This window comes from Streptomyces sp. NPDC059255, from assembly GCF_042752355.1.
Taxonomy (GTDB): domain Bacteria; phylum Actinomycetota; class Actinomycetes; order Streptomycetales; family Streptomycetaceae; genus Streptomyces.
In genome coordinates this window covers 89,828-106,170 of record NZ_JBHYZP010000015.1, presented here as the reverse complement: position 1 = coordinate 106,170, position 16,343 = coordinate 89,828, and the positions used below count along the sequence as shown (strand labels likewise).

Sequence of the window (16,343 nt, the reverse complement as noted above, 5' to 3'; positions counted from 1 at the left end):
TCCCCCTCCGCGCCCCCGCGCGCGTGCGCCCCCCCCCCCCAACCACCACCCCCCCCGGGGCGGGGGGGGGGGGGCCCCCGCGCCGGCGCCCCCCCCCCCCACCACCCTCTTTCCTGCTCGCTACGCCTGCTCGGCCTGTTCGTCCTGTTCCGGAATGTCCACGTCGGCCGACTCGTTGGGCAGCGCCCCGCCGAAGCGGCGGTCCCTGGACGCGTACTCCAGGCAGGCCCGCCACAGGTCCCGCCGGTCGAAGTCCGGCCACAGCACGTCCTGGAAGACCATCTCCGCGTAACTGCTCTGCCAGATCAGGTAGTTGGACGTACGCTGCTCACCGCTCGGCCGCAGGAAGAGATCCACGTCCGGCATGTCCGGGTAGTACATGTACTTGGCGAAGGTCTTCTCGTTGACCTTGGCCGGGTCGAGCTTGCCGGACGCGACATCGGCCGCGAGTGCCCGCGCTGCGTCGGCGATCTCCGCGCGACCGCCGTAGTTGACGCAGAAGTAGAGCGTCATGGCGTCGTTGTCCTTGGTCTGCTCCTGGGCGACCTGGAGCTCCTGGACGACCGACTTCCACATCTTGGGCATCCGGCCGACCCAGCGGATCCGGATCCCCAGCTCGTCCATCTCGTCACGGCGGCGCCGGATGACATCGCGGTTGAAGTTCATCAGGAAGCGCACCTCGTCGGGGGTGCGCTTCCAGTTCTCGGTCGAGAAGGCGAACAGGGAGAGGTTCTTGACGCCCATCTCCAGGCAGCCCTTGAGCACGTCCAGGACGACGCCCTCGCCCACCTTGTGGCCCTCGGTGCGCGGCAGCCCGCGCTCCTTGGCCCAGCGGCCGTTCCCGTCCATGACGCAGGCCACGTGCTTCGGCACCAGCTCGCCGGGGATCTTCGGCGGCACCGCGCCCGACGGGTGCGGCTCCGGCGTCTTGTAGTCGCGGCGGGAGCGTCCCAGGATTCCGCGTCGTGCCATGCGCTTCTCGTCTCCTCGTTGTTCTGCTCTGACTGGACTAGTTCTTCTCTACGTATCTGAGGGAGCGCAGGCCGCGCTCCAGATGCCAGTGCAGATAGGCGGACACCAGTCCGCTGCCCTCCCTGACATGGCGCGCCTCACACGCGTCGGCCGTCGCCCAGTCCCCGGTCAGCAGCGCGCTGAGCAGTCCGACGGCCTCAGCAGAGGGTACGACGCTGCCGGGCGCCCGGCAGTCGCCGCAGACGACCCCGCCCGAGGCGACGGAGAAGAACCGGTTGGGGCCGTGCAGTCCGCACCGCGCGCAGTCGTCGAAGCTCGGCGCGTAACCGTTGACGGCGAGGGAGCGCAGCAGGAAGGCGTCGAGGATCAGATGGGGCGCGTGCTCCCCGCGAGCGAGGGTGCGCAGCCCGCCGACGAGCAGCAGGTACTGCTGGACGGCCGGCTCGCCCTCGTGGTCGGTGAACCGCTCGGCGGTCTCCAGCATCGCGGTGCCGGCGGTGTAGCGGGCGTAGTCGGCGACGATCCCGCCCCCGTACGGGGCGATGGTCTCGCTCTGCGTGCACAGCGGCAGGCCGCGCCCGATCAGCTCGCTGCCACGGGCGAAGAACTGCACGTCGACGTGGGAGAACGGCTCCAGCCGCGCCCCGAACTTGGACTTGGTCCGCCGTACCCCCCGGGCCACGGCGCGGACACGGCCGTGGCCGCGGGTCAGAAGCGTGATGATGCGGTCGGCCTCACCGAGCTTCTGGGTGCGCAGCACGACGCCGTCGTCCCGGAACAGACTCATGACGTCATTCTCCCGCATGCGCGGACGCCTGTTCCCGCGTGCGTTTGTGGTCGGACGGCTACGGTCCGTACCCGCCGCGCCGGAACCCTCGGAGACCTTCAGGCCCCCTCGGGAACCCTCAGGAAGGCGTTCCCGACGCGGCCAGCAGCAGGCGGGCCGTGTCGTCCGCGCGGAGCTGGAGCGCGCCGCCGACGATGCTCAGCACCTCGCGCTCGGCCGGGCTGTAGACCCCGTCCGCCAAGGCGATCCTGGCGCCCTGGAGCAGGATCGACTCCCGTCCCGCCGGGGCGAGATGGGGCGCGAGCGGCTCCAGCGCCTCGTGCAGCTCGATGGCGAGCGCGGCGCCGAAGGGGCCCGCGTCGACGACGAAGCGGCCGGTGTCGGCGGCCAGCGCCTCGACCAGGTCCGTCAGCCGGTCCTCGGTGCACTCCTCGAACCCGGCCGCGCGCACCGTGAGAACGGCGGTCTCCAGGACCGTACGCGACGAGGTGCCGCCGGCCGCGAGGACCGCGAGCGCAACCGTGTGGACGGCGTCGCGCAGCATCGCGGAGAAGCGGAGGGTGGTGGGGTGGTCCAGCGCGTCCGTGCCGAAGTGGGCGTGGCAGGCGGCGCACTCGACCACGGGTCCGGCACTGCCGCGCGAGAGCAGCGGGATGCCGAGCACGGTGAAGCGGCGACGGCCGGTACGACGGCGGTAGTTGCGGTCACCGCCGCAGTCGGGGCAGAAGAACTCGCCGTCACCGACCGTGGTCCACGACGTGCGAATGCCGCAGAGGCGCGGTTTTCGGCCGCGTGGTCCTTGAGCTGGCAGCACGTCGCGCACCTCCGTAACGCCTCGGCGGCGCTTCGTTGCGCCGCACTCCGCTTCGCCTCCGCGCCCTTTCAGGAAATCAGGACGTGGAGCCGCCGCGCTGACGTGATGTTAGCCACATCTCCGCGATGGCGTCAGTACCGTGGCGTGAGATCGCCATGACATGGCCGAACCCCGCCCCTTGCGTACGGGGGCGGGGCTCGGGAAAGGCTCAGGTCGGCGCGGGACGCCGGGCGGGGTCGCGCGGGTGTCCCGGTGGGTCAGCGGGTCGCGCGGTTCACCGCGGAGATGACCGCCTTGAGTGACGCGCGGGTGGTGTTGGCGTCGATGCCGATGCCCCACAGCACCTTTCCGTCGATCGCGCACTCGATGTACGAGGCGGCCTGCGCGCTCGCGCCCTCGCTCATGGTGTGCTCCTGGTAGTCCAGCAGCCGGGCGTCCACCCCGACCGCCGCCAGGGCCTCGAAGAAGGCCGAGATCGGACCGTTGCCGGTGCCGGTCAGGACCGTCTCCGTACCGTCCACGACAGCCTGGACGGTCAGGGTGTCCTTGCCGTCCGTGTCGGTCGTGGTCTGCCCCGAGCGGAGCTGGATCCGGCCCCAGGCGTTCTCCGCGTTGGGCAGGTACTCGTCCCGGAAGACCGACCAGATCTGGGCGGGGGTGACCTCGCCGCCCTCGGCGTCGGTCTTGGCCTGAATGATGCGGGAGAACTCGATCTGCATCCGGCGCGGCAGGTCCAGCTTGTGGTCGTTCTTCAGGACGTACGCGACACCGCCCTTGCCGGACTGCGAGTTGACGCGGATGACCGCCTCGTAGGAGCGGCCCACGTCCTTCGGATCGATCGGCAGGTACGGCACGGCCCACTCGATCTCGTCGACGGACCTGCCGCGCGCCGCGGCGTCGGCCTCGCGGGCGTCGAAGCCCTTCTTGATGGCGTCCTGGTGGGAGCCGGAGAAGGAGGTGTAAACCAGGTCGCCCACGTAGGGGTGGCGCGGGTGGATCTCCATCTGGTTGCAGTACTCGCTGGTACGGCGGACCTCGTCGATCCGCGAGAAGTCGATCTGCGGGTCGACGCCCTGGGAGAAGAGGTTCATGCCCAGCGTCACCAGGTCCACGTTGCCGGTGCGCTCGCCCTGGCCGAACAGGCACCCCTCGATCCGGTCGGCGCCGGCCATCAGCGCCAGTTCGGCGGCGGCGACGGCCGTGCCGCGGTCGTTGTGCGGGTGCACGGACAGACAGACGTGCTCGCGGCGGGAGAGGTTGCGGGACATCCACTCGAAGCGGTCCGCGTGGGTGGAGGGGGTCGACCGCTCGACGGTGGCGGGCAGGTTGAGGATGATCTCGCGGCCGGCCTCGGGCTGCCAGACATCCATGACCGCCTCGCAGACCTCCAGGGCGAAGTCCAGCTCGGTGTCGGTGAAGATCTCCGGGCTGTACTGGTAGCCGAAGGTGGTCTCGGGGCCGAGGATCTTCTCCGCGTACTCCATCACCAGCCGGGTACCGTCCACGGCGATCTGCTTGACCTGCTCCTTCGTGCCGCGGAAGACGACCCGGCGGAAGGTGGGGGCGGTGGCGTTGTAGAGGTGGACGGTGGCGCGGTGCGCGCCGCGCAGCGCCTCGACGGTGCGCTCGATCAGCTCTTCACGCGCCTGGGTCAGGACGGAGATCGTCACGTCCTCGGGGATCGCGCCCTCTTCGATGATCGACCGTACGAACGCGAAGTCGGTCTCACCGGAGGCCGGGAAGCCGACCTCGATCTCCTTGTAGCCCATGCGGACCAGCAGGTCGAACATCTCGCGCTTGCGCGCCGGCGACATGGGGTCGATCAGCGCCTGGTTGCCGTCGCGCAGATCGGTGGAGAGCCAGCGGGGGGCGGCGGTGACCCGGTTGTCCGGCCAGGTGCGGTCGGCGATGTCCACGGCCTCGTAGCGGCCGTACTTGTGGATCGGCATCCTGGACGGGCGCTGGGTGTGGGTCGCGTTGGTGAGGGGCGTGGGGCGACCGACGGAAGGTGCAGACATTGCGTAGGGCTCCTCGTGTGTCCACTGGGACGGCCGACGGGGGCGTGATCACCGCAACGCCGAAACTCCGCGGGGAGGGGGTCGGCCTACGACTACAGGCCCTCGCCGCGGCAGCTAAGGAGAAGCAGCCCGAAACGCATGATGTGCAGCAACGTAACAGACGGCACGGCGCGGGCGCCGCCTCGTATCAGCATGCGGAATCATATGACGACCACACCGACCCGGATCACTCTATTTCAGCAAAGATTGTCGCAATGGGTGACAGAGGTGTGACGGGCTGCCACATTGCTGTCATGGACGCCATCACACCGGTCTTCTGCACCATCGTGCCGCCGCACGTACTCGACAAGCTCGCGCAGGCCGACGACCCCGCGGTCTCCGGCCCCGCCCGCCGCACCCTGGAGGCGGACTCCGCGCAGCGCACCCGGCGCCGTCTGACCGCCGTGGCCGCGCGCCCGCCCGCCGCGCCGGAGGGCGCCGCGACGGGCGCCCCCCACCGCACCATCTACGACTGCCGGAACAGCACGGCGCTGCCGGGCAGGGAGGTCCGCGAGGAGGGCGCGGAACCGGGCCAGGACGCCACCGTCAACCGCGCGTACGGCGGGCTCGGCTCCACGTTCGAGCTGCTGCTCTCGGCGTACGGCCGCGACTCGCTGGACGGCGCGGGGCTGCCGCTCGTCGCCAGCGTGCACTACGACCGCGACTACGGGAACGCCTTCTGGGACGGCGAGCAGATGGTCTTCGGGGACGGCGACGGGGAGATCTTCCTCGACTTCACCCTCCCGGTGGACGTGATCGGCCACGAGTTGACGCACGGCCTCACCCAGTACACGGCCAACCTCGCCTACTACGGGCAGTCGGGCGCGCTCAACGAGTCCGTGTCGGACGTCTTCGGCACGCTGGTCAAGCAGTACACCCTGGACCAGACCGCGGACCAGGCGGACTGGCTCATCGGCGAGGGCCTGCTCGCACCGCGCGTCCAGGGCGTCGCGCTGCGCTCCATGAAGGCCCCGGGCACGGCGTACGACGACGACGTCCTCGGCAAGGACCCGCAGCCGGCCGTCATGGACGACTACGTACGGACCAATCAGGACAACGGCGGGGTGCACATCAACTCCGGCATCCCGAACCACGCGTTCTACCTGCTGGCCACCCAGCTCGGCGGCAAGGCCTGGGAGCGGGCGGGCCAGATCTGGTTCGACGTGCTCACCGGCGGCGAGCTGGAGATCGACGCGGACTTCGCGGACTTCGCCGGACTGACGGTCGCGGCGGCGCGGGCGCGCTACGGGGAGGCGGCGGAGCTCGAAGCCGTGGTCAAGGCCTGGTCCCAGGTCGGGGTCCGCACGAGCTGATCCCGCCGTCACCGGTGCGCGGGCGGCGGCTACCGCTGCCGCCCGTCAGGTACTAGACAGGACCCATGCGTATCCAAGTACGGCGTACGGGCGGCTTCGCCGGCATCGAGCGAACGGCCGAGATCGACACCGCGCCCCTGCCCGACGCCACCCACTGGCAGGCCCTGGCCCACCGGGCCCTCGCGGGCGGCGGCCCCGCCCCGCACCCCGGCGTCCCGGACGGCTTCGCCTACACGATCACGGTCGACGGCCGCACGGTCCACTGCGCGGACCCGCACCTGACGGACGCCCAGCGCGAACTGATCTCCCGAGTCCTGAAGGAAGGCGCCTGAGCCACCGGGCGACCGCTCAGAAGCCGAGCTTGCGCAGCTGCTTGGGGTCCCGCTGCCAGTCCTTGGCGACCTTCACGTGCAGGTCGAGGAAGACCGGCGTGCCGAGCAGCGCCTCGATGTGCTTGCGGGACTTCGTCCCGACCTCCTTGAGCCGCTTGCCCTTGGGGCCGATGATGATCCCCTTCTGGCTCGGGCGCTCGATGTACACGTTCGCGTGGATGTCGAGCAGCGGCTTGTCCGCCGGGCGGTCCTCGCGGGGCAGCATCTCCTCGACGACCACCGCGATCGAGTGCGGCAGCTCGTCCCGTACGCCCTCCAGCGCGGCCTCGCGGATCAGCTCGGCCACCATGACCTGCTCGGGCTCGTCCGTGAGGTCGCCCTCCGGGTAGAGCGGCGGGCTCTCCGGGAGCAGCGGGACCAGGAGGTCGGCAAGGAGGCCGACCTGCTTGTCGCCGACCGCCGAGACCGGGACGATCTCCGCCCATTCCAGGCCGAGTTCCGCGCCGAGCCGGTCGATCGCGATGAGCTGCTCGGCGAGCGTCTTGGAGTCGACGAGATCGGTCTTGGTGACGACGGCGACCTTCGGTGTCTTCTTGATCCCGGCCAGTTCCTTGGCGATGAACCGGTCGCCGGGGCCCAGCTTCTCGTTGGCGGGCAGGCAGAAGCCGATCACGTCGACCTCGGCCCAGGTCGTCCGCACGACGTCGTTGAGACGCTCGCCGAGCAGGGTGCGCGGCTTGTGGAGCCCGGGGGTGTCCACCAGGATGAGCTGTGCCTCGGGGCGGTGCACGATGCCGCGCACCGTGTGCCGGGTGGTCTGCGGCCGGTTCGAGGTGATGGCCACCTTCTGGCCGACCAGAGCGTTCGTGAGGGTGGACTTGCCCGCGTTGGGGCGACCGACGAAGCAGGCGAAGCCGGCCCGGTGCGGTGCTTCGGCCGACTCGGGAGAAGTCTCGGGAGAAGAGGTACGAGCGCTCATGGCGCCCATTCTCCCCGATCCTTCACCCTCCGCCGACCAGCCGACCCCGCGAACACACCGCCGGCTTGCCGCGCGGAGCCGTCAACCCGCCGTGACCGTCACCCGCAGCGCGCCGTCCGCTCCCGCCACCAGGACCGGGGTCGCCGGGCCACCGAGATCCCGTACGGCCGCCCGGTCCTCGTCGGACGCGGTCGCGGCGTCGGTGACGACGGCGGCCGCCTCCAGCGAGGTGGCACCACTGGCCACGGCCATCGCCACGGCGGTACGGAGGGCGCTCAGCTTGAGGGAGTCCAGCTCCACGCTCCCGGCGACATACGTCCGCCCGGTCTCGTCCCGCACGGCCGCCCCCTCGGGCACCCCGTTCCGGGCGCGTGCCGAGCGGGCCAGGGTAATGATCTTGCGGTCCTCGGGGTCGAGGCCGGCGGCGTCAGCGCTGTTGGTGGTCCGTGTCATGTCCCAGAGCATAGGCAACCGGCGCAGAAGCCTCCGCGCACAGGTGGCGGTGCCGGGACCGCCACCGGTGTCCCGGCAGCCGGGCCGTCACGGGCGGTCCAGGCGGAGGCGCTCCGCCTTCGGGAGGCCGGACACCACCAGGTCGTACGAGTCCTCGATCAGCTCGCGGACCATCCGCGCCGGCAGTTCCGCCACCGTCACCGTGTTCCAGTGGCGCTTGTTGAGGTGCCAGCCGGGGACGATCGCCTCGTAGGTCTCCCGCAGGCGCAGCGCCTCCTCCGGGTCGCACTTCAGGGCGATCGTCAGCGGGGTCTCCTCCAGCGCGCAGAAGGCGAAGATCTTGCCGCAGACCCGGAAGACCGTCAGCTCCGTGTTGCGCGGGAACGGGGTGTCCTCCGACGTGCCGTTCAGGCCGAGGCAGTACGAGCGCACCGCCCCGGCCGTCAGCGCCCGCGGGGTCATGGAGCCGGGGCCTCTTCACGGACCGGTTCCGCGAGGACCGTGACGATCTTGTTGCGGCGGCCGGCCGGGGACTCGGCCGTCAGCCGCAGGGTACGGCCGTCGGGGAGTTCGACCCGGGCGGTGGCGCCCGCGATCGGGACTCGGCCCAGCGCCTTCGCGAGCAGGCCGCCGACCGTTTCCACGTCCTCGTCGTCGTACTCGTCGAGGCCGAACAGGTCTCCGAGGTCCCCGATGTCGAGCCGGGCCGTGACCCGGTAGGAGCCGTCGCCCAGCTCCTCGACCGGGGGCAGTTCGCGGTCGTACTCGTCGGTGATCTCGCCGACGATCTCCTCCAGGATGTCCTCGATCGTGACGATCCCGGCCGTGCCGCCGTACTCGTCGATCACGACCGCGACATGGCTGCGCTCCTGCTGCATCTCGCGCAGCAGATCCCCGGCGTTCTTCGTGTCGGGCACGAACGCCGCGGGGCGCATCGCCGTGGAGACCAGGTCGGCCTCGGAGTCCCGGTTGATGTGGGTCTTCCTGACCAGGTCCTTGAGGTAGACGATGCCGACGATGTCGTCCTCGTTCTCCCCCGTCACCGGGATGCGGGAGAAGCCCGAGCGCAGCGCCAGGGTGAGCGCCTGACGGATCGTCTTGTACCGCTCGATGCAGACCAGGTCCGTGCGCGGGACCATCACCTCGCGGACGAGGGTGTCCCCCAGTTCGAAGACCGAGTGCACCATCCGGCGCTCGTCGTCCTCGATCAGCGACTCCGCCTCCGCGAGGTCGACCATGGCGCGCAGCTCGGCCTCACTGGCGAAGGGACCCTTGCGGAAGCCCTTGCCGGGGGTGAGCGCGTTGCCCAGGAGGATCAGGAGCTGCGGGACCGGGCCCATGATCCTGGCCAGCGGCAGCAGGACGTACGCCGAGGCGGTCGCCGTGTTCAGCGGGTGCTGGCGGCCGATGGTGCGCGGCGAGACGCCCACCGCCACGTAGGAGACGAGGACCATCACGCCGATGGCGACGAGCAGCGCCGCCCAGGTCTCCCGGAACTCCTCCAGGCAGACGTAGGTGACCAGCACCCCGGCGGCCATCTCGCAGGCGACCCGTACCAGCAGCGCCACGTTGAGGTAGCGCGTCGGGTCGGCGGCGACCTGGGCCAGCTTGGCCGCGCCGCGCCGCCCCGACCGTACGGCCTCGGCGGCCCGGAAGCTGGAGACGCGTGCGATGCCCGCCTCGGCGGACGCCGCGAGCCAGGCGACGACGACCAGCGCGACGGCGCCGGCGATCAGTTGCGCGGTCATGAGACCGTGGGCGCGGGCGACGGACCGGTGAGGCCCTGCTCGGCGCGCCAGCCGTCGACGATGGCCGCCTGGAGGCCGAACATCTCGGTCTTCTCCTCCGGCAGCTCGTGGTCGTACCCGAGGAGGTGCAGCACCCCGTGGACCGTCAGGAGCTGGAGCTCCTCGTCCATCGAGTGCTGGGTCGGCGCTTCCTCGCCCTGCCGCTTGGCGACCTCCGGGCAGAGCACGATGTCACCGAGGAGCCCCTGCGGGGGCTCCTCGTCGTCCTTGACCGGCGGACGCAGTTCGTCCATCGGGAAGGACATGACATCGGTCGGTCCCGGCAGGTCCATCCACTGGATGTGGAGCTGCTCCATCGCGGCGTCGTCCACCACGATCACCGACAGCTCGGAGAGCGGGTGGATGCGCATCCGGGTGAGCGCGTAGCGGGCGACGTCGAGAATCGCCTGCTCGTCGACCTCGGTGCCTGACTCGTTGTTGACGTCGATCGACATGGTGCGCTCTGGTCTACTTCCCGTTGTTGCTGTCGTACTGCTCGTACGCGTCGACGATACGGCCGACGAGCTTGTGCCGTACGACATCCTGGGAGGTGAGCCGGGAGAAGTGGACGTCCTCGACGCCTTCCAGGATGTCCTGGACCTGGCGCAGACCGCTCTTCGTGCCGTTCGGCAGGTCGACCTGGGTGACATCGCCGGTGATGACGATCTTCGACTCGAAGCCGAGACGCGTCAGGAACATCTTCATCTGCTCGGGGCTGGTGTTCTGCGCCTCGTCCAGGATGATGAACGCGTCGTTGAGCGTACGTCCGCGCATGTATGCCAGGGGCGCGACCTCGATCGTGCCCGCCGCCATCAGCCGCGGGATCGAGTCGGGGTCGAGCATGTCGTGCAGCGCGTCGTAGAGCGGGCGCAGATACGGGTCGATCTTCTCGTAGAGCGTGCCGGGCAGGAAGCCGAGCCGCTCCCCCGCCTCGACGGCCGGCCGGGTCAGGATGATCCGGTTGACCTGCTTGGCCTGAAGCGCCTGGACGGCCTTGGCCATGGCGAGGTACGTCTTGCCGGTACCGGCCGGGCCGATGCCGAAGACGACCGTGTGCCGGTCGATCGCGTCGACGTACCGCTTCTGGTTGAGGGTCTTGGGCCGGATCGTGCGGCCCCGGCTGGAGAGAATGTTCTGGGTGAGCACCTCGGCGGGCGTCTCGGGACCGTCCGCGCCGCCGTTCTCGCTCGCCCTGAGCATGGCGATCGAACGTTCCACTGCGTCCTCCGTCATCGGCTGACCGGTGCGGAGCACCAGCATCATCTCGTCGAACAGGCGCTGGACGAGCGCGACGTCCGCCGCGCTGCCGCTCGCACTGATCTCGTTTCCCCGGACATGGATGTCGGCGGCCGGGAACGCCTTCTCGATCACTCTCAGCAGGGAGTCTCCGGAGCCCAGAACCGTCACCATGGGGTGCTTGGCGGGGACGGTCCACCGGGCGCGTGCCTGCTCCTCCTCGGAGGTCCCGTCCGTCGCGGGCCCCCGGTCTGACGCCGAGGTCTGGACTGTAGGTGTCTGAGTCATGGGCCGGCCGTGTGGCCTGCGCATACCTCCCGTTGCAGGGTTCTCGCCGCTCGACAACCTCTGGAGTACCAGCCTACGACCCCGCACTGACAAGGCCCTAGGGCTTTTCCCCGCGCCTTCTCGTGAGCCGCCCACGCGCCGGGAGCCCCCGGCCCGCGCCGGGGGGGGGGGGCTCCCGGCTCCCGGGCTCCCCCGGGCCCCGGCCCCCAGGCTCCGGCCCCCGGATCAGCCCGAGCGGCCGAAGCCGATCGTCGGTACGGCCCTGCGCAGCGGCCACGGCCGGGTCGGCGCGGGCAGCAGCTCCGCCAGGAAGGCGTAGCGCCGCAGCGCCGCCGGGTCCTGCTCCGGGGAGCCCTGGACGTAACTCCACCAGGCCGCGACCTCCGCCCAGCCGGGCGCGGAGAGCGAGCCGCCGAACTCCTGGACCGAGAGCGCGGCGGTCAGCCCGGCGAAGGCCAGCCGGTCGGCGAGCGGCCAGCCGGCCAGCGTGCCGGTGACGAACCCGGCGACGAAGACGTCCCCCGCGCCCGTCGGGTCGAGGGCGGCCACCGCGATCGCCGGGACCTCGGCGGTCTCGCCGGTCGCCGCGTCCACGGCGTACGCGCCCTCCGAACCCAGCGTGACGACGGCCACCGGCACCTGCTCGGCGAGCGCCCGCGCGGCGGCCCTGGGGCAGTCGGTGCGGGTGTAGCGCATGGCCTCCTCGGCGTTGGGGAGGAACGCCTCGCAGTGCCGCAGGTCGGCGAGGCCGGCCAGGTCCCAGCGGCCGGTGTCGTCCCAGCCGACGTCGGCGAAGATCCGCGTCCCGTGGTGGGCGGAGTGGGCGATCCACTCGTCGCACCGGCCGGGCGTGAGCGCGGCGACGGCGGCCCGGGCGCGGGGCGGGCACTCGGGCAGCGCGCCCTCCGGCGGCGGGGCCTCGTGGCCGTGCGAGACCATCGTGCGCTCGCCCTCGTACGCCATGGAGACGGTCACCGGGGAGTGCCAGCCGGGGACGGTGCGGGAGCGGGAGAGATCGATGCCCTCGCCCTGTTCCAGCGCGTCCCAGCAGTACTCGCCGTAGTGGTCATCACCGAAGGCGGCGGAGAGCGAGGTGCGCAGCCCGAGCCGGGCCAGCGCGGAGGCCATGTTGGCGATGCCGCCGGGGCTGGACCCCATGCCCCTGGCCCAGGACTCGGTGCCCCGTACGGGGGCGGTGTCCAGGCCGGTGAAGATGATGTCGAGGAAGACCGTGCCCGTGAGATAGACGTCGTACTCGGGTTCGTCAGGGGACCGCAGGGCCGCCAGTGGGTCGACGTGGGCGGCGTGTTCCAGCGCGGTGTGCCCCGGGGCGGCGGGCCCCGGGCGGTCCAGATGGTCCAGGTGCTCCAGCGGGTCTCCGTTGGGTGTGATCACGGCGGGCTCCCGATCGCGTGCGGATCCGGACAGTCTGCCCGATCGGCGGGGCACCGCCGGACACGTCCGCGGCCCGCCCCCGTCAGCGCTTGGGCAGCGGTACCCGTACGAGATCGGCGGCGACCGTCAGTTCGCCCTCGAAGCCCGCCGCGCGCGCCTGCCGTTCGAACTCGTCGGGGTCGCTGTAGCGCTGCGAGAAGTGCGTCAGCACGAGGTGCCGTACGCCGGACTCCGCCGCCACGCGGCCGGCCTGGCCCGCGGTGAGATGGCCGTGGTCGGTGGCGAGCCGCTCGTCCTCGTCCAGGAAGGTCGACTCGATGACCAGCAGGTCGCACCCCTCGGCGAGCGCGAACACCCCGTCGCAGAGCCGGGTGTCCATGACGAAGGCGAACCGCTGTCCGCGCCGGACGTCGCTGACCTGCTCCAGCGTGATGCCGTTCAGCACGCCCTCGCGCTGGAGCCGGCCCACGTCGGGGCCGGCGATCCCGTGGGCGGCGAGCCGCGCGGGGTCCATCCGGCGGCCGTCCGGCTCGGTGAGGCGGTAGCCGTACGCCTCGACGGGGTGCGAGAGCTTCCGCGTGTCCAGGGTGTACGCGGGGGTGCGCGCGAGGACGCCGTCGCCGGTGACGGGCGCCTCGGTCAGCGCGACGGTCTCGCGGTAGGCCGTCGCGTACCGCAGCCGCTCGAAGAAGCGCCGGCCGCTCGCCGGGTAGTGCGCGGTGATCTCGTGCGGCACCTGGTCGAGGTTGATGCGCTGGACGACACCGGCGAGGCCGAGGGAGTGGTCGCCGTGGAAGTGCGTGACGAGGATCCGGTTGATGTCGTGCGCCGCGACCCCGGCGCGCAGCATCTGGCGCTGGGTGCCCTCGCCCGGGTCGAAGAGCAGGCCCTCGCCGTCCCAGCGCAGCAGATAGCCGTTGTGGTTGCGGTGGCGGGTGGGCACCTGGCTGGCGGTGCCCAGCACGACCAGTTCGCGTACGGACAAGGCGCCTACCCGGGAGGCCAGTTGAGGCCGCGCCCGCCCAGCACGTGGGCGTGGGCGTGGAAGACGGTCTGGCCGGCGCCCGAGCCGGTGTTGAACACGACGCGGTATCCGGTGGCGTCGACCTTGTCGTCGGCGGCCACGGCCGCCGCCTCGCGCAGTATGTCCGCGGCGACGGCCGGCTCGGCGGTGGCGAGGGTGACGGCGTCCGGGTAGTGCGCGCGCGGAATGACCAGGACATGCGTCGGGGCCTGCGGGTTGATGTCCCGGAAGGCGACGGTGGTCTCGCTCTCGCGCACGATGGTCGCCGGTACGTCCCCCGAGACGATCTTGCAGAACAGGCAGTCGGCCTGCGGTTCTCCGGCCATGGTCCCGGCCTCCTCGGCAGAGCTGGTGTCGGTCGGTGATCGGTCGGCGATCAGTTCCGTACGGGACCGTTCCGTAGGGACAGTTCCGTACGGACGCATGCTATCGGCACCGGTCCACGGGCGGTGCGCCGCGCGGCTACGAGCGGAGCGCCGCGCGCTCGAACCAGATGGTCAGCAGCGTCGGTATCAGCCCCGCCCAGAAGAGCGCCTGCGGTATCCCCCGGTCCGTCCACGGGACGGCCGCGACGAGCAGGCCGCAGAGGGTGCTCCAGATCGCCTGGCCGAGCACCAGCCGGGCCCAGAACTCCCGCCGTACCAGGGACCGTACGCTGAGCCGGACGCCCGTGCGCAGCCTCCGGTAGCGGCGCCAGGCGCCGAATCCCCAGGCCGCGCCCATCAGCGCGATCGCGTACAGCCGGGTCCCGATCGGCAGGGGCAGTTCCTTGGCCTCGCCGTCCGCCGGGAAGAGGTCCACGGCGACGCCCGCGAGCACCACGCAGAGCACGGCGATCCAGCGGGTGCCGCGCAGCATCCGGAAGACCGTACGGTCCAGCCCCGAGCGCAGACTCCGGGAGGAGGGGTCGGCGGCGAGCGCCGTGGCGTACCCGTCGGCCACCTCGGGGAGCTTCTTCGACGGGTCGGCGGCCTGGAGGGCGGCGTGCTCCTCCAGGGCCCAGGCGTCGTTCGGATCGATGCGCAGGGTCGCGAGGACCGCCTGCCGGCGGATGTCGCCGCGGCCGTTGAGGAGGGCGGCCTTCCACATCGTGTAATGCGCGAAGGGCTCCTCGGGCGCCAGCCGTACGGCGTGGGCCGCCGCTTCGAGCGTCTCGGGCCAGCGTGGCCGATAGGCGCCGACCGCCTCGGAGAGCGCCGCGTGCCCCCGCCAGGATTCCGGGGAGACCCGGATCGCCGCGCGGGCCGCGCTCTCCGCCTCCTCGGGGCGCCCCAGTCTGCGCAGCCCGTAGGTCCGTACGACGAGCGCCCCGTAGTCGTCGGGATCCTGCGCCAGCACCCGGTCCGTCGCGTCCACCGTGCCCTGGAACGTACGGGCGTTGAGATGGCAGCGCGCCAGGGTGACGAGTGCGTCCCGGTCGTCCGGGTCCTCGGCGAGGCGGCGGCCGAGGACCCCTTTCGCCTCGTCGTTCCTGCCCAGCTCCATCAGCGCGGCCGCCCGCGCCACCAGGGCGTTCTCCACCAGGGTCACAGCTTGCGCTTCCTCTTCAGATGGGCGAGGAGATCGTCGTACGCGCCGCCCTCGTTGGCGAACATGGCGACATTGCGCGCGGTGGCGAACCAGGGCTCCGTGGACGGCCGTACCGCCTTCGCCGCCGCCAGCAGATCCGCCATGTTGATCATGCGTACGGTGCCGGTGCGGGCCGAGTCGAGCAGCGCGGTCTCCGAGGCGGACTCGCAGAGGTGGGCGAGGTCGGCGCCGGAGAACTCCTCGGTGATCTTGACCAGCTTGCCCAGGTCGACCGATTCGATGGGCCGGTCGCGCAGGTGGTACCGGAGGATCGCCTCACGCGCGGGCGCGTCGGGCGGCAGGACCAGCAGGGTGCGGTCGAGCCGGCCCGGGCGGCGCAGCGCGAGGTCCACGTCCCAGGGGACGTTGGTGGCGGCGAGCACGAACACGCCCTCGTTGGCGGCGCTTTCGACCCCGTCGAGCTCGGTGAGGAGCTGGTTGACGGTGTTCCGCATCCCGCTGTGGTGCGTGCGGCTGCGCTTGGCGCCGAGGGCGTCCAGTTCGTCGAGGAAGACCACACAGGGCGCCTGTCGGCGGGCCGTCTCGAAGATCTCGTGCATGTTGCGCTCGGAGTTGCCGGTCCACATGTCGAGCACGTCGTTGACGGACACGGAGAGGAAGTTGGCGCCGAGTTCGCCCGCGACGGCCCGTGCGATGAACGTCTTGCCGCAGCCGGGCGGCCCGTAGAGCAGCAGTCCGCCGCGCAGGCTCTTGCCGAACAGCCTGCGCAGTTCGGGGTTGCGCAGGGGCGCGAGGAAGGCGGCCTCAAGGCGCTCCTTGACCTCGCGCATCCCGCCGACATCGGCGAGCCGGAGCGCACCGGGCGCGTCCACGTCCCAGGCGGAGACGGAGCCGGCGTCCCCGCCGCCGTCGGCGGAGAGCGGGTCCTCGCGCGCCGGCCCCGGGGCGGCGTCCGCGGGCGCGACGAAGCGGGGCGGAACGGCGTCCCCGACCTCCTGCTCGGCCGACTTCCAGTCGAAGGGCGGCGGAACAGATGGTGCCGGTGCCGGTGGTGACGCGGGTGCCGCCTGCGTCACCGGCGTGACGGCCGGTACGGGTGCGACCGCCGGTACGGGTGTGACCGGTGCCGGTGGTGACGCGGGGCTGCCCATCGCACGCATCATCAGCGCCCGCGCGTCGCCGTCCCCGGGCGCCCGCTGGAGGGCGACGGCCGCCTCGGCCACCGCCTCCTCTGCCCGCCCCGCGTCGAGCAGCAGCCCCGCCAGGTGGACCCGGAGGGGGACGTCGTCGGGGGCCGCGGCCACGGCGGTCCGCAGACTGTGGATCAGAGGCGACTCGTGGGACATGGCGCCACCCTACGGAGCAGCACTGACAAT

The 16,343-nt window shown here is 71.5% G+C and carries 17 protein-coding genes; 2 read left to right on the top strand and 15 right to left on the bottom strand.

What is annotated here, in order from left to right:
- Window positions 1-120: 120 nt before the first annotated feature.
- The 4 genes from ACFXKG_RS19360 to leuA all read right to left on the bottom strand — a co-directional run bounded on the left by ACFXKG_RS19360 (window position 121) and on the right by leuA (window position 4,591).
- Complete coding sequence (locus tag ACFXKG_RS19360; RefSeq protein WP_384840067.1) at window positions 121-972, bottom strand: isoprenyl transferase; 852 nt, start codon at window positions 970-972, stop codon at window positions 121-123.
- 37 nt (window positions 973-1,009) lie between these two features.
- The gene (gene recO / locus ACFXKG_RS19355) at window positions 1,010-1,759 is read right to left on the bottom strand and encodes a DNA repair protein RecO (protein ID WP_384840064.1); all 750 of its coding nucleotides are present in this window, start codon (window positions 1,757-1,759) and stop codon (window positions 1,010-1,012) included.
- A gap of 118 nt (window positions 1,760-1,877) precedes the next feature.
- Entirely contained in the window at window positions 1,878-2,573 is a 696-nt protein-coding gene (locus tag ACFXKG_RS19350; protein WP_382888848.1) for a TerB family tellurite resistance protein, read from the bottom strand.
- A 257-nt stretch (window positions 2,574-2,830) separates the two neighbouring features.
- A complete protein-coding gene (leuA, locus tag ACFXKG_RS19345) occupies window positions 2,831-4,591 on the bottom strand; it encodes a 2-isopropylmalate synthase (protein WP_384840060.1) in 1,761 nt (586 codons plus the stop codon).
- 293 nt (window positions 4,592-4,884) lie between these two features.
- Here leuA and ACFXKG_RS19340 point away from each other — a divergent pair, with 293 nt between their 5' ends.
- Window positions 4,885-5,943: a M4 family metallopeptidase gene (locus ACFXKG_RS19340; RefSeq protein ID WP_384840057.1), complete on the top strand. Its 1,059-nt coding sequence runs from the start codon at window positions 4,885-4,887 to the stop codon at window positions 5,941-5,943.
- Between the two features lie 65 nt (window positions 5,944-6,008).
- Window positions 6,009-6,275, top strand: a complete 267-nt coding sequence (locus tag ACFXKG_RS19335; protein ID WP_384840054.1) for a protealysin inhibitor emfourin — start codon at window positions 6,009-6,011, stop codon at window positions 6,273-6,275.
- 16 nt (window positions 6,276-6,291) lie between these two features.
- Here ACFXKG_RS19335 and era read toward each other — a convergent pair whose 3' ends face one another.
- From era to ACFXKG_RS19280, 11 genes are all read right to left on the bottom strand, one after another.
- Complete coding sequence (gene era, locus ACFXKG_RS19330) at window positions 6,292-7,263, bottom strand: GTPase Era (RefSeq protein WP_382888844.1); 972 nt, start codon at window positions 7,261-7,263, stop codon at window positions 6,292-6,294.
- 72 nt (window positions 7,264-7,335) lie between these two features.
- Window positions 7,336-7,707 carry a cytidine deaminase gene (locus tag ACFXKG_RS19325; protein ID WP_384840051.1) on the bottom strand — a complete coding sequence of 124 codons (372 nt, stop codon included), beginning with the start codon at window positions 7,705-7,707 and terminating at the stop codon, window positions 7,336-7,338.
- Between the two features lie 87 nt (window positions 7,708-7,794).
- Window positions 7,795-8,154: an MmcQ/YjbR family DNA-binding protein gene (locus ACFXKG_RS19320; protein ID WP_384840238.1), complete on the bottom strand. Its 360-nt coding sequence runs from the start codon at window positions 8,152-8,154 to the stop codon at window positions 7,795-7,797.
- Between the two features lie 11 nt (window positions 8,155-8,165).
- A complete protein-coding gene (locus ACFXKG_RS19315) occupies window positions 8,166-9,455 on the bottom strand; it encodes a hemolysin family protein (protein WP_384840048.1) in 1,290 nt (429 codons plus the stop codon).
- Window positions 9,452-9,949 (bottom strand): rRNA maturation RNase YbeY, encoded by a 498-nt coding sequence (gene ybeY / locus ACFXKG_RS19310; RefSeq protein WP_384840045.1) that lies wholly within the window; start codon window positions 9,947-9,949, stop codon window positions 9,452-9,454. The genes ACFXKG_RS19315 and ybeY overlap by 4 nt, the downstream gene beginning before the upstream one ends.
- A gap of 13 nt (window positions 9,950-9,962) precedes the next feature.
- Entirely contained in the window at window positions 9,963-11,018 is a 1,056-nt protein-coding gene (locus tag ACFXKG_RS19305) for a PhoH family protein (protein WP_382888841.1), read from the bottom strand.
- Between the two features lie 225 nt (window positions 11,019-11,243).
- Entirely contained in the window at window positions 11,244-12,371 is a 1,128-nt protein-coding gene (locus ACFXKG_RS19300) for a carbohydrate kinase family protein (RefSeq protein ID WP_384840235.1), read from the bottom strand.
- Window positions 12,372-12,495: 124 nt separating this feature from the next.
- On the bottom strand, window positions 12,496-13,398 hold the full coding sequence (locus ACFXKG_RS19295) for a ribonuclease Z (protein ID WP_384840042.1): 903 nt from the start codon (window positions 13,396-13,398) through the stop codon (window positions 12,496-12,498).
- A gap of 5 nt (window positions 13,399-13,403) precedes the next feature.
- Window positions 13,404-13,763, bottom strand: coding sequence for a histidine triad nucleotide-binding protein (locus ACFXKG_RS19290; protein WP_382888839.1), 360 nt, complete (start codon window positions 13,761-13,763; stop codon window positions 13,404-13,406).
- 136 nt (window positions 13,764-13,899) lie between these two features.
- Window positions 13,900-14,967 (bottom strand): tetratricopeptide repeat protein, encoded by a 1,068-nt coding sequence (locus ACFXKG_RS19285; protein ID WP_384840039.1) that lies wholly within the window; start codon window positions 14,965-14,967, stop codon window positions 13,900-13,902.
- Complete coding sequence (locus tag ACFXKG_RS19280) at window positions 14,964-16,313, bottom strand: tetratricopeptide repeat protein (RefSeq protein WP_384840036.1); 1,350 nt, start codon at window positions 16,311-16,313, stop codon at window positions 14,964-14,966. The genes ACFXKG_RS19285 and ACFXKG_RS19280 overlap by 4 nt, the downstream gene beginning before the upstream one ends.
- Window positions 16,314-16,343 lie beyond the last annotated feature (30 nt).

Excerpts from the sequence above, each read along its gene's own strand:
- ACFXKG_RS19360 (WP_384840067.1), bottom strand. The coding sequence starts at position 972 with ATGGCACGACGCGGAATCCTGGGACGCTCCCGCCGCGACTACAAGACG.
- recO (WP_384840064.1), bottom strand. The coding sequence starts at position 1,759 with ATGAGTCTGTTCCGGGACGACGGCGTCGTGCTGCGCACCCAGAAGCTC.
- leuA (WP_384840060.1), bottom strand. The coding sequence starts at position 4,591 with ATGTCTGCACCTTCCGTCGGTCGCCCCACGCCCCTCACCAACGCGACC.
- ACFXKG_RS19340 (WP_384840057.1), top strand. The coding sequence starts at position 4,885 with ATGGACGCCATCACACCGGTCTTCTGCACCATCGTGCCGCCGCACGTA.
- ACFXKG_RS19335 (WP_384840054.1), top strand. The coding sequence starts at position 6,009 with ATGCGTATCCAAGTACGGCGTACGGGCGGCTTCGCCGGCATCGAGCGA.
- era (WP_382888844.1), bottom strand. The coding sequence starts at position 7,263 with ATGGGCGCCATGAGCGCTCGTACCTCTTCTCCCGAGACTTCTCCCGAG.
- ACFXKG_RS19325 (WP_384840051.1), bottom strand. The coding sequence starts at position 7,707 with ATGACACGGACCACCAACAGCGCTGACGCCGCCGGCCTCGACCCCGAG.
- ACFXKG_RS19315 (WP_384840048.1), bottom strand. The coding sequence starts at position 9,455 with ATGACCGCGCAACTGATCGCCGGCGCCGTCGCGCTGGTCGTCGTCGCC.
- ybeY (WP_384840045.1), bottom strand. The coding sequence starts at position 9,949 with ATGTCGATCGACGTCAACAACGAGTCAGGCACCGAGGTCGACGAGCAG.
- ACFXKG_RS19305 (WP_382888841.1), bottom strand. The coding sequence starts at position 11,018 with ATGACTCAGACACCTACAGTCCAGACCTCGGCGTCAGACCGGGGGCCC.
- ACFXKG_RS19290 (WP_382888839.1), bottom strand. The coding sequence starts at position 13,763 with ATGGCCGGAGAACCGCAGGCCGACTGCCTGTTCTGCAAGATCGTCTCG.
- ACFXKG_RS19280 (WP_384840036.1), bottom strand. The coding sequence starts at position 16,313 with ATGTCCCACGAGTCGCCTCTGATCCACAGTCTGCGGACCGCCGTGGCC.